The organism is Roseomonas sp. 18066 (assembly GCF_902706185.1).
Classification (GTDB): Bacteria; Pseudomonadota; Alphaproteobacteria; order Acetobacterales; family Acetobacteraceae; genus Pseudoroseomonas.
This window is the reverse complement of sequence record NZ_CACSJM010000170.1, coordinates 1-12,014: the sequence shown is the minus strand read 5'-3', so window position 1 is coordinate 12,014 and position 12,014 is coordinate 1. Positions and strand designations below refer to the sequence as shown.

At 71.4% G+C, this 12,014-nt stretch carries 9 protein-coding genes and 1 pseudogene; 2 read left to right on the top strand and 8 right to left on the bottom strand.

The features are described from left to right. Nucleotides 1–378, bottom strand: a pseudogene (locus tag GVN67_RS24885) (hypothetical protein); the annotation flags it as partial. A 263-nt stretch (nt 379–641) separates the two neighbouring features. On the opposite strand from GVN67_RS24885, the gene flgE reads away from it, so the two are divergent. Then, entirely contained in the window at nt 642–1,934 is a 1,293-nt protein-coding gene (gene flgE, locus GVN67_RS24880; protein WP_160000014.1) for a flagellar hook protein FlgE, read from the top strand. A 604-nt stretch (nt 1,935–2,538) separates the two neighbouring features. Here flgE and motA read toward each other — a convergent pair. The 4 genes from motA to GVN67_RS24860 all read right to left on the bottom strand — a co-directional run bounded on the left by motA (nt 2,539) and on the right by GVN67_RS24860 (nt 6,048). Then, nucleotides 2,539–3,402 carry a flagellar motor stator protein MotA gene (gene motA / locus GVN67_RS24875; RefSeq protein WP_160000013.1) on the bottom strand — a complete coding sequence of 288 codons (864 nt, stop codon included), beginning with the start codon at nt 3,400–3,402 and terminating at the stop codon, nt 2,539–2,541. Next, nucleotides 3,399–4,613 (bottom strand): flagellar motor protein MotB, encoded by a 1,215-nt coding sequence (locus GVN67_RS24870; RefSeq protein ID WP_160000012.1) that lies wholly within the window; start codon nt 4,611–4,613, stop codon nt 3,399–3,401. The genes motA and GVN67_RS24870 overlap by 4 nt, the downstream gene beginning before the upstream one ends. A 41-nt stretch (nt 4,614–4,654) precedes the next feature. Further along, on the bottom strand, nt 4,655–5,410 hold the full coding sequence (locus GVN67_RS24865) for a response regulator transcription factor (protein ID WP_160000011.1): 756 nt from the start codon (nt 5,408–5,410) through the stop codon (nt 4,655–4,657). Between the two features lie 209 nt (nt 5,411–5,619). Next, nucleotides 5,620–6,048, bottom strand: coding sequence for a hypothetical protein (locus tag GVN67_RS24860; protein WP_160000010.1), 429 nt, complete (start codon nt 6,046–6,048; stop codon nt 5,620–5,622). Between the two features lie 176 nt (nt 6,049–6,224). Here GVN67_RS24860 and GVN67_RS24855 point away from each other — a divergent pair, with 176 nt between their 5' ends. After that, nucleotides 6,225–7,157, top strand: a complete 933-nt coding sequence (locus GVN67_RS24855; RefSeq protein ID WP_160000009.1) for a lytic transglycosylase domain-containing protein — start codon at nt 6,225–6,227, stop codon at nt 7,155–7,157. A gap of 447 nt (nt 7,158–7,604) precedes the next feature. On the opposite strand, the gene GVN67_RS24850 is transcribed toward GVN67_RS24855, so the two are convergent. The 3 genes from GVN67_RS24850 to GVN67_RS24840 form a co-directional block, all read right to left on the bottom strand. Continuing rightward, nucleotides 7,605–8,672 carry a flagellin gene (locus GVN67_RS24850; protein ID WP_160000008.1) on the bottom strand — a complete coding sequence of 356 codons (1,068 nt, stop codon included), beginning with the start codon at nt 8,670–8,672 and terminating at the stop codon, nt 7,605–7,607. A gap of 12 nt (nt 8,673–8,684) precedes the next feature. After that, nucleotides 8,685–10,190, bottom strand: coding sequence for a flagellar hook-associated protein FlgK (gene flgK, locus GVN67_RS24845; RefSeq protein ID WP_160000007.1), 1,506 nt, complete (start codon nt 10,188–10,190; stop codon nt 8,685–8,687). Nucleotides 10,191–10,214: 24 nt separating this feature from the next. After that, on the bottom strand, nt 10,215–12,014 hold a 1,800-nt coding region (locus GVN67_RS24840; protein WP_160000006.1), incomplete at its 5' end, for an EAL domain-containing protein.

The window sequence follows — 12,014 nt, the reverse complement described above, 5'->3', positions numbered from 1 at the left end:
CGCCGGTGCCGCGATGGGTTGCGGCACGGCGGGGGTGGTGGCTTTGGGGGCGACAGGGTTGGCCGGCACCGGCGTGGCTGCGGCATCCGGCGCGGCGACCGGCTGCCCGGCGCGGGGCGCATTGGCGACGGGCAACCCGGTCGCGGCCACGCCCCCAGGCGGCGGCTGCGTCGGCGTGGCGGCGACCGCCGGCGTGGCCGGCACCGCCGCCGGCGCGCGATTGACATTGGCGGGGCTGGCGGCGGGCGCCGCCGCGGCGCTGGCCTGCGCCAGAATCGCGTCGAAGCACGACAGGGCCGCCATCGCCCCGGCGCGCGGCGGCGCGGCGAGCTCGGCAGGGGAGGAGCGGGTCGTCGGAGCCTGCAGATTGACGGTCATGGTCCGGACATCGGTTTGGTCGCGCCAGGCTGCTGCAACAAGCGGGCCACCCCCCCGGCGCCGGCGACCACCCGGCAGGAACGCCCTGGCCCGGCAGTTTCTGCCGGCAGCGACCGCGCGGAATCGCGGCCCTGCGGCGGAACTTGCCGGGTTGGCGCCGGAAAACCTCTGGCACGCCGGTTGCGAGGGAGGCTGCGATCCCGGGTCCGGCGCCTGTTGCGCCCCAGCCGCGGGAATGGACCTGTATTCGAGGACCCCGCGCCATGTCGCTTTTCGGCTCGATGACCACCGCCATCTCCGGCATGAACGCCCAGTCGAAGGCGCTCGGCCATATTTCCGACAACGTCGCCAACAGCTCGACCACCGGCTACAAGCGGGTGGACAGCACCTTCGAGGACCTGCTGACGCAGTCGACCGCGAAGATCCACACGCCGGGCGCCGTCAGCGTGACGCCCGACGCGACCGTGTCGCTGCAGGGCACCATCACCCAGTCGGAGAATCCGCTGGCGCTGGCGATCAGCGGCAACGGCCTGTTCAGCGTGGCGCGGCCCAGCGGCACCGACAATGCCGGCAATATCCAGTATGATTCCGCGACGCCGCTGTTCACCCGCGCCGGCGACTTCACCAAGAACGCGCAAGGCTATCTGGTGAACGGCAGCGGCTATGCCCTGGAAGCCTGGCCGGTGGCCAATGGCGTCGCCAACACCGGCACGCTGACGCCGGTGAAGATCGACACCTCCGCCTATCCGCCGACGGCCACGACCACGGCGACGCTCGCCGCCAACCTGCCGGCGACGCCGACCACCAACAGCTTCTCGACGCAGATGAGCGGCTACGACGAGCTCGGCAACGCCAAGCCGGTCACGCTGAACTGGACCAAGTCGGAAACCGTCGACAACCAGTGGACCATCGAGGCCACCAGCGGCGGCGCCTCGCTCGGCACCGCGGTCGCCACCTTCTCCGACGGCACCGACGCCACCATGCCGGCCGGCACCCTGCTGAGCCTGGCGCCGGCCGATGGCCAGACGACGCTGACCACGACGGGCAATTCCGGCAAGGGCAGCGACGCCTCCATCACCTTCGGCGGCACCACGCCGCTGACGCTCGACCTCGGCAGCTACGGCACCGCGGATGGCGTGACGCAATATGCCGGCACCGCCTATGAGCAGCGCAGCCTGGTGGTCGATGGCGCCCCGGCCGGCGCCTATAGCGGCGTCACCATCCGTGACAACGGCGACGTCGTGCTCAGCTACGACAACGGCAAGAGCAGCACCGTCGCCCGCATCCCGGTCGTCACCTTCCCCAACCCCGATGCCCTGCAGCGCGAGGATGGCCAGGCCTTCAGCCTGACCACCGAGGCCGGCGCCATGCAGGTCAGCGAAGTGGGCACCGAGGGCGCCGGCACGCTGGCCACCAGCGCGCTGGAGAGCTCCAACGTCGATATCACCGCCGAATTCTCGAAGATGATCGTGGCCCAGCGCGCCTACACCGCCAACACGCGGGTGCTGACCACGACCGACGAGATGCTGGCCGACACCATCAACATCCGCCGCTGATTTCTCTGTCGGCGGGCCGCCGCCGGTGGCGGCGGCCGGGGTGGCGTGATGGTGAAGATTTTGACGGGCGCGCGCGCAAGAGGCGCTGCCGCCCGTCCCGCGCGGCGGAAGATCCGCCCGCGGTGCCTGGAGGGCGCGAAGACAGCGCCATGTTGCCGGCCCCCGCCGAAGAGCGGCGCGGGGCTCCATCATCCTGGTCGCCGCGGAAAAGCCGCGGCCTCGATCGACCAGGCCTTGGCTCGTGGCGAGCATGGCGCCGCTGTCCTTCACCGGCAGCGGACCTGCTCTGGCCGCCCCGGCGCAAGACGCGCCCCTTCCATCCGCCACCCCGGCATGACGCCGTGGATGCTGCCGCGACCAGGGAGCGCGCCAAGAAGGCCGCTCCCTTTCGCATGGGCGATGCCCGGCGCCTGACAGCATGGGTTGGGGGAGCGGCCGATAGGCGCTGTGTCCGGTCGCCGCGATCGCTGTGCAGGACAGGCATCTGTCGGACTGGTGGCCATGGCCCCGGCCATGAAAAAAGGAGCCCGACCGCATCAGGTCGTGCTCCTTCTGATCTGCCGCGGCCGCCGTCCCCACCGGAGGGCGGCAGCCCGAAAGAAGACTAGGCGCGCTGCTCCTGCAGGGTGGCGTCCATCGCCTGGAAGGTCGGCATCAGGTCGGTCGGCACCGTCTTGCGGCCGATCTCCACCGAGACCGGCGGCGCATTGCCGTGCAGATGCGCGATCAGCACGGCGCGGATCACCTCGAGGAACTTGGCCTCCTCGTCGACGATCGCCTTCAGCCGCGTGGCCAGCGGGCCGACCAGGCCATAGGCCAGCAGCACGCCGAGGAAGGTGCCGACCAGCGCGCCGCCGATCATCGCGCCCAGCACGGCCGGCGGCTGGTCGATCGCGCCCATGGTCTTGATGACGCCGAGCACGGCGGCGACGATGCCCAGCGCCGGCAGCGCATCGGCCATCGACTGCAGCGCATGCGCCGGATGCATCTCCTCGTGGTGGATCTTCTTCAGCTCGCGCAGCATGACGTCCTCGACCTGGTGCGGGTCGTCGGCGTTCATGCCCACCATGCGCAGGTAGTCGCAGATCAGGATCTGCGCGTGGTGGTCGGCCAGGATGCGCGGGAACAGCGTGAAGATGTCGCTCTCCTGCGGCCGCTCGATATGCGGCTCCAGCCCGACGGCGCCCTTCATCTGCGCCACGCGCAGCAGGCGGAACAGCAGGGCGCAGAGGTCGACATAGTCCTGCTTGCCGTAGCGGCCGCCCTTCATGACCTTCTTCAGCGCGCCCAGCGTGTGCTTGGTGTCGTGCATCGAATTGGCCATCAGGAAGCTGCCGACGGCGGCGCCGCCGATGATGATCATCTCGAAGGGCAGCGAATGCAGGATCGGCCCCATCGAGCCGCCGGCGGCCAGGTAGCCGCCGAAGACGCAGGCCAGCAGGACGCCGAAACCGGCCATCACGATCATGGCGCAAAACCCCGCGGCGCTGTGGCCGGCATGAGGACAAGGACGGAGACACGGCGGTTCGTCGGATCGGTCGGCCGATCCTTCAGCAGCAGGTCGCGATCGGCGCGGCCGGCGACGGCGCGCAGGCGCTCTTCGCCGATGCCGGCATCGATCAGCAGGCGCCGCGCCGCGCTGGCGCGTTCCGAGGACAATTCCCAGTTCGACCGGTCGCCGCCGCCGCGGAAGGGGGTGGCGTCGGTATGGCCGCTGATGTCGATGCCGTTCGGCAGCCGCGCCACGACGCGTGCCACCTGCAGCAGCAGGGCGCGGCCACGGGCGTTCGGCGCCGCCTGGCCGGCCGAGAAGACCGGCTGGCCATCGGCATCGACCAATTGGATGCGCAGGCCCTCGCGGGTCTGCTCGATCAGCAGCTGGCGCGCCAGGTCGGCGACCTGCGGGTCGGCCTGGATGGCGGCGCGGATTTCCTGCGCGGCGCGGTCCAGCGCCGCGCGCGCCTGCTGCGCCGTCATCTGGCCAGCTTGACCCTGGCCCTGGCCCTGACCCTGGCCGTCCGCCTGGCCGCCCTGCTGGGCCGCCTGGGCTGCCGCCTGGGCCGCGGCGGCGGCAGGACCCTGCTGCGCCACCACCAGCGCCTGCAGCGCGGCCTGGGCCGGGCTGGGCGGGGCATTGCCGGCCTCCGTCTGGCCGGTGGCGTCGGTCGGCATCTCGCTCGGCTGGCCGGCGGCGAATTCGCCCCGGTTCGCGCCGCGATCGGCCAGCGGGTTGCGCGCGGCCTCATAGGCCGAGAGCGCCTCGAGATTCTCACGGATGCGGCGCGGCGCCTGACGGTCGGCCGGCGCCTCCTCCTCCATCGTCTCGTCATCCTCCCGCGGCCGCGCCATGGTGGCGGCGGAGGGCGGGCGGTTGCTGGTCACCGGCGGGCTTTCACCGGCCAGCTTCTGGTCGGTGTTCAGCGTGCGGCCACCGAAGGGCTCGCCCGAGCCGGACGAGCCGCGGCTCAGGATATTGGTCGGCGCGAAATAGTCCGCCAGGCCGACGCGCTGGGCATCGGTGGTGGCGTTGATCAGCCACATCAGCAGGAAGAAGGCCATCATCGCGGTGACGAAGTCGGCATAGGCGATCTTCCAGGCACCGCCATGGTGCCCGTGCTCGCCGCCTTCCTCGCGCCGCACGATGACGATCGGGCGCTGATTCCGGTCGCGTTTCGCCATCTGGCGTCTCCTGTCCGCGCCGGGGGCGCGGGTGGATGATGCTAGACGGCGACAGCCATGGAAGCGTTCAGGTCAACGCTCAGATGGGCGCGGCGCATGCGGGGCTGGCCGGACTGGTGGCGGGCCCGGGCGGCGGCCACCTCGGCCGCGGTCGGGTCTTCCAGCACATAGCCGCGGCCCCAGATGGTGCGCACGATCTCGGCCGAGCCGGCAGCCGCCAGCTTGCGCCGCAGCTTGCAGACGAAGACGTCGAGGATGCGCTGGTCCGGCCCATCTTCCACGCCATAGGCGCGGCTCATGAACTGTTCCTTGGTCAGCAGCACGCCGCGGCGGAGCATGAGCATCTCGAGGACGTCGAACTCGCGGCAGGTGATGCGGACGTGGCGGCTGTCGACGGTGACCGTGCGACGGGCCTGGTCGAGCACGACATTGCCGCAGGTCAGCTGCGACGAGGCGTGGCCGAGGCCGCGGCGCAGGATCGCCTGCATCCGGGCGATCAGCACCGGCGCGCGCACCGGGCGGATCAGGACGTCGTCGGCGCCGAGGTTCAGCGCGGTCTGCTCGTCCTCGACCGAGATCGAGTTGGTGATGACGACGACCGGCATCCGCAGGCCGCGGCGACGGAGTTCACGGAGCGCCGCGAAGGCCTGCAGACGCGCATCGGCGACGTCGAGGACGACCACATCATAGGGGCCGCTGTGCTGGGCGATCGAGGCAACTTCGGCGAAGGGCTCTGCCAGGTCACAACCGTGACCTTCCTGGCTGAGGCAACGCTGCAGTTCGGGGCTTTTGCCCACAGTGGTAGCCAGAAGAACGTGCATGCCAAGTCCTTGCGATTTTCGCCGGGATCGGAGCAACCAGGGCTCGTAACAACGCCGAGGTACCTCTCGGTTCCGTGACGTGCAAGGTAAAGTTGTATTGAAAGGTTGCGGCGCCCGAAAAACTGCATGCCCGTGACGAACTGCGGCACTCACGACACAGTGATTAAACCTGCAGTAGAGTTGGCTCAGCCACCACTCGCCGAATGCGCATCCTGCTGGGCCGCGACCAAGCGGAGCCTGAGCGCTATTGACCGGCACAGGCGGGCGCTTTCCCCGGACTCCGAATCGGCTGCCGATTCCGCCGATTCCGCCAGGCTCAATAGTTCCGAAGATGGAATATTGCCGCCCTGCAGCAGCGCCAGCTGGCACAATTTAAGCTTTTTCAACGACTTGTCGGAGATCGTTTGAGCGGTCTCTTGACTTCGGGAGTTTTTGCCTTCCGCAAATCCGCCGCCAAGCAGAAGCGGAGCATTAACCCCTGACAGTCCGGCGGCCGCGCTTCGGCCGGGTCCGACCGCGCTGTCGAGCTGCGACGCAAAACCACCCTCTCCGGTTGCGGAAGCTCCCCCGGCACCCTTGCGCGGGGCGACGCCGGAGGGGCCGAAGGGGGTCACGGGGGCGCCTGTGCGCATTCACGAACACCTTATCGTCGAGCTGCGATTTACTAGAACCGGGCCATTGCTGGATTGTAAACCGTCAAGCTGCAACTTGGGATTGCAGAAACGATTGGCACGCCGGTTGCAGAACCCCCGGCATGCGCCACCCCATGACCACCCTCTGGCTGCTAATAATGCCCCTCCTGGGCCTGTTCCTCGGCCTGTTCCTGGCCCTGGCGGGGCCCGCGGCGGCGCGCGGCATCGCCTCCTCCACCGCCTCGGAGACGGCGCTGGCACGGCCTGCCGACCCGGCCCCCGGCGGGCTTTGCCGGACGGCGATCAGCGTGGTGGAGCGTGAATTCAACATCCCGCAGCACCTTCTGGCCGCCATCGGCCGGGTGGAATCCGGCACGCGCGGCGCCAATGGCCGACCCGATCCCTATCCCTGGACGATCAACGCCGAGGGCAAGGGCGCCATGTTCCCGAGCAAGGCGGCAGTTATTGCCCATGTGCAGAATCTGCAGGCCGGCGGCATGCGCTCGATCGACACCGGCTGCATGCAGATCAACCTGCGCCATCATCCGAACGCCTTCGCCTCGCTGGAAGATGCCTTCGACCCGCTCACGAATGTTCGATACGCGGCCAAGTTCCTGACCGACCTCTACACCGCGCGCGGCGACTGGTCGCGCGCGGCGGCGGCCTATCACTCGCAGAACCCGGAATTCGCCGAGCCCTATCTGGCGCGCATCCAGGCCGCCTGGCGGGCCGAGCAGCAGAACCCGGCGCCACCCCCCAGCGGCAGCCAGCTGGCCGCCCTGCAGGCGCCTGAGCGGCGCGGGGCGCCCGCAGGGCCGCCGGTGGCGATGCCGGTGGTGGGCGGCGGCATCCCGATGACCGCCAGCGCGGCCGCGGCCAGCCCGGGCGGCGGCTTCCTCAACAATGGCGCCGACCGCGTGCAGGTGGCCATGGCGGCACCCGGCAGCGGCGGCGGGCGCGGGCTCGACGCCTATCGCGGCGCGCCGATCGCCATGGTCGCCACCCGCCGCGCGGCGCCGTTGCTGACGGCGACAGCGACGACGACGGCGGCGGCGCGCAGCCCGATGGCGGCGGTGCGGCCGCTCTTCTAAATAATACGACTCCTGTGGCCTTTCCGGGACGCCGTCCGATGCGCACCGGTTTCGCCGAGATCGCTGTGCCTCACAGGAATCTTCCGCCTGCCGGCAGCGCGCCCCGGCTGTGACCGGTTCGCCTGGCGGCGGGGGGAGGGGAGCGGGCGGCCACGGCGCCGCGAGCCTCCGCTTAGAGCGTGATGGCTGGAGGCGGAATCACCAAGAAGCCTTGATCACGCGATCAAGAAAACAGCCAGGGCCAGCTGTCTTCGCCCTTCCGAAGACGATCTGCTCCAGCGGCCCGATTCCCAGGCCGGCGCCGGCGGGGCAGCGCCGCGATGCTGCCCGATGGCTGTGGGAATCGGCGACGATGCCGGATCGTCCGCCGCGGCCGGAAGCCCGCGCATGAAAAAAGGGGTGGCCATGGGCCACCCCTGTTCCGTGCCGGCCCGGCGGAACGCCGCGCTAGAGGTAGTTCACCAGCGAGACATTGCCGATCATCGACAGCGCCTTGTAGCTGGCCTGCAGCTGCGTCTGCGTCTCGGTCAGGCGCAGATAGGCCTCGGCCGGATCGACATTGGTGACATTGCCCAGCTGGATCTCGACCTGGGTGGCGACGTCCTTGTGCCAGCTCGCCGTCGCCTCCAGCCGCGACTGCGCCATGCCCAGCGCGCCGGCCTCGTCGGTGACGCCGCTGGAGGCGTCGCGCAGCGCGCTGGCCGCCGCCGCGGTGACGCTGGCGAAGCCGCTGCTCGAGGACTGGCTGCTGGTCATGTTGGCCAGCATCGACAGGCCCATCAGCATGTCGCGCGCCCAGGACCCGGTGGTGCTGCCGCTGCTCGCCGTGCTGGCATTGCGGTTGGCGTAGAGGCCGACCTCGATGCTGGCGCCGTTCTCGGTCGGCACGGCGCGGCGCGCGTCGTCGACCTCGCTCTCGGCCGCCTGGTTGGCGAAGCTGGAGAAGGGGCTGACCCCCTCGGCATTGCTGGTGGCCAGGTTCAGGACGCTGGCGATGACGTCGCTGGCATTGCTGTCGTTCAGATTGGCCAGGGCGTCGCCGATGCCGGTGAACATCCCCGTCGCGGTGATCTGGCCGGGGCCGGCGACGGGATCGTTCTCCAGGTCGCTGCCGCCGAAGATGGCCTCGCCCTGGTAGCGCTCGTTCAGCAGGCCGGCGACCTCCTCGAGGGCGGTGCGCGCATTGGCGGCGACCATCTCGACGGTGGTGCCGTCGGCCGAGCCGATCTTGCTGGCCTGGCTGGCCATCTCGGTGGCGATGTCGGACAGCCGGGTCAGCACCACCTGGGTGTAGCTGGCCCGCGCCTCGCCATTGCTGGCGATGGTCGACAGCTGGGTGCGCTTGGCCAGCTGCGCGCTGAGGTCGACCGCCTTGCCGGCATCGGCGCCGAGCCCGGCATAGGTCGTGGCGCGCTCGCCGGTGGTGGCGATGCGGGAGGCCTCGTCGAAGCGGGCGCGCATCTGCGAGGCCGCGTTGGCCGCCGCGCTGAAGCCGGAGAAGCCGCTGATCGCCATCGACCGAATTCCTTACCGGACCGCGCCGAGCAGCGCGTCCCACATGCTCTGCACCGCCGTCAGCACCCGGGCATTGGCGGCGTAGGCGTTCTGCAGCGACACCATGTTGGCCATCTCGCTGTCGACGTCGACGCCCTCGGCCTTCTGCAGCAGCGCGTCGAACTGGGTGCGCAGCGCGGTCGACTGGGTGGCGGCGCCGCTGGCCGCGGCGGCGACGGTGGCCTGGCTGCTGACCACGGCCGAGGCGTAGTCGGCGATCCGCGCCGGCGAGGCGAAGCCCGCGGTCAGCTTGCCATTGGCGCCGAGCCCGGTGCTGGAGATCGCCGCATGCTTGGTGCCGGCGGCCGATTCGGTGCCGAAGCTGTAGGTGGTGACGCGGGTCAGCAGCGTGGCGAAGCCGGTCGGGCCGCCCTCGGGGTTCGGCGTGAAGCCGTCCACCGCATGGGTGCCGTCGCGCAGCAGCCGCGGGCTGTCGCTGACCGCCGTGTTGACGCTGATGCGGCTGGCGAAGCCGGTGGTGGCCGCCAGCCCCTCGGCCGTCGTCGGATCCGGCGGCGCCGTGTCGGAGCTGTCGGTGAACAGCCGCAGCCCCTGCTCGTCCAGCCGGTGCGCCAGGGTCGCGGCCGTCATGTCGAGCTCCGCCTGCATGGTCGGCAGCGTGGTGTCGCGAAGGGAAAAACCTTCGCCGATGGCGCCGCCGATGGTGGCGGCGGACAGCGGCTGGCCGTTCAGCGTCAGCCCGGGCAGCGTGCCGTCGGGATCGCCGTGGTAGCTGCCGGGGGAGACGGTGGCCTCGGCCAGGCCGAAGGGCGTGCTGCCCTCCTGCAGCGGCAGGATCGAGCCGTCGTTCAGCATCAGCGTGACGCCGCCATTCTCGGCGGCGACCGGCTTGACGCCGACCAGGCTGGCCAGCTGGGTGATGGCGGCGTCGCGCTGGTCGGCCAGGTCCGCGCCGCTGCGGCCGGCCAGGGTCTCGCTGCGCACCAGCTTGTCGAGCTTGGCGATGTCGGACAGCAGGCCATTGGCGGTGCCGACATCGCCGACCAGCCCGTCCTGCACCTGCTGGCGGGTGTCGCCGATGGCGTCCGAGACGCTGTTCAGCTGGCCGGCCAGGCTTTTCGCCGCCTGCAGCGCGGTGCCCATGGCGCCGCTGTCGGTCGGGCTGGCGGCCAGGCTGGTGAAGGCGTCGTTCAGCGCCGAGACCAGGCCGGCGGTGCTGGTGGCGTCCGTCGGATTGCCCTGCAGCTGGGCCAGCGGCGCCAGGGTGGTGTCGCGCAGCCCGGCCGCGCCCTGCTGGCCGGCGGCGGAGAGCAGCTGGGCGCGCAGCGCCGTGTCGATCTGCCGTGTCGCCTCGAGCGCCCGCACGCCGCTGCCGGTCGTCACCGACTGGGCGTCGACCTGCTTGCGCGTGTAGCCGGTCACCCCGGCATTCGCGACATTCTGCGAGGCCTGGGTGAGCTGCTTCTGGGTCAGCCGCAACCCGCTGGTGGCGGTGGAAAGCGCGCTGTTGAGGGACATGGGGTTAAATTCGCCGCAAAGGTGTTAACCGGTTGCGACCAGGCTATCGGGTCGCGGCGTGGTGGCACGGCGGGCGCTGGCACCGAAGGCGCGCGCGCCGATATTGCCGGGCAGGGTGCCCGGCCGGCCGAACAGCCAGCCCTGGCCATAGCGCGCGCCGAAGGAGCGGGCGGTGCTGGCATCGGCCTCGGTCTCGATCCGCTCGGCGACCACGGCGGCGCCGGTGGCGCGGGCCAGCTCGACCAGGGCGGCGGCGAAGTTGTAGCTCTCGCCGCGCTGGCCGCCGCTGGTGGCCTCCATGAAGCGGCCGTCCAGCTTGACCAGGTCGGGCTTCAGCAGGCGCAGATAGCTCAGGCCGGCCGCACCGGCGCCGAAATCGTCGATGCAGACGGTGACGCCATGCTGGCGCAGCGCCTCGCGGCAGGTGACGGCCTCGGCCTCGTTGTCGATCTCGACGGTCTCGGTGACCTCGATCAGCAGCCGGGCGCGCAGATCGGCGGCATGGCTTTCCAGCATGGCCAGCAGCCGGCGGCGGAAGGCCGGGTCCTGCAGCGACAGGCCGGAGACATTGCAGGCGACGCGGATCTCGCCCCCCGCGCGGGTCAGCGCGACCAGCGAGGCGTCGGCGACGGCGAGGTCGAGCTCGGCCGACAGCCCGACCATCTCGGCCAGGCTGACGAAGGCCTGCGGGCCCAGCGTCGGCAGCCCGTCGGTGGCCAGCGGCCGGATCAGCGCCTCGTAATGCGAGGGCGTCGCCTCCGGCTGGGCCAGCTCGACGATCGGCTGGAAGGCCAGGGAGAAGCGGCGGTCGGCGATGGCGCGGGCGAGTGCGGCGGCGCGCGGGCCGACGGCGCCGACGAAGCCATGCAGCCCGTCGTCGAAGCCGGCCTTGGCCAGCGCCGCGGTGCCGCCCTGGGCGAAGGTGCCCAGCGCCAGGCGCAGCGCGCGCACCGCCTGCGGGCCGCTCATGCCCTTGGCCGGCGAGGGCTCCAGCGTCAGCGCATGGGTGGCGACGGTGGCGCCCTGCAGCCCGGCGCCGGCGAGCACCGCCTGCAGCTGCTCGACCACGGTGCCGAGGCTGGGCGGCTCGCTGCCGGAATGGACCATGCCGAAGAAGCCGGGGGCGATCTGCGCGGCCTTGCCCTGCGGCCCGGCATGCTCGGCCAGCAGGGCGGTGACGTCGCGCACCACGGAGGCGCGCGGCGTCAGCCGGCCATCCATGCCGTTCAGCTCCAGCAGCGACAGCACCGGGGCGACGCAGGGCTCGCCGGGCGCGTCGCTCAGGCCCAGCAGCAGCGATTCCGCCTCGCGCGCCAGGGTGGCGGCATCGGTGGGCAGCACGGGGGCGGCGGCGCGGCGCGGGATGCTGCGCTCGGCCGGCAGGCCGCCGAAGCTCAGCGCCAGGCGCAGCCCGGCCTCGCCGCGGGTGGCGCGCGGCACGGGGACGCCGTCGCGGTGCAGCAGGCCGGTCAGCACGCAGGGCATCGGCTCGCTGCTGGCCAGCGCCAGGGCGGTCGGCGGCAGCCGGCCCTCGGCCAGCAGCCGGGCGAGCGCCGCGTCGAAGACCGGGCGGTCCTCCAGCGCGACCAGGTCGCGGGCCGGGGCGCCCAGCGCGCTTTCGGCGCCGCGGCCGAGGCGGCGGATGAAATTGCCGGCCAGGAAGACGGCGCGGCCCTCGGGATCGGCCTCGACCAGCAGCTCGGCGGCGGCGAAGGCGAAGGCCTTGTAGCGGTCGCGCGGCGCGGCATTGCCCGGCGCCTGCGACGTGGCCGGGGCGGTCGCAGGGGCGGTAGCCGGGGCGGTGCCTGACGTCGGGGGCAGGGT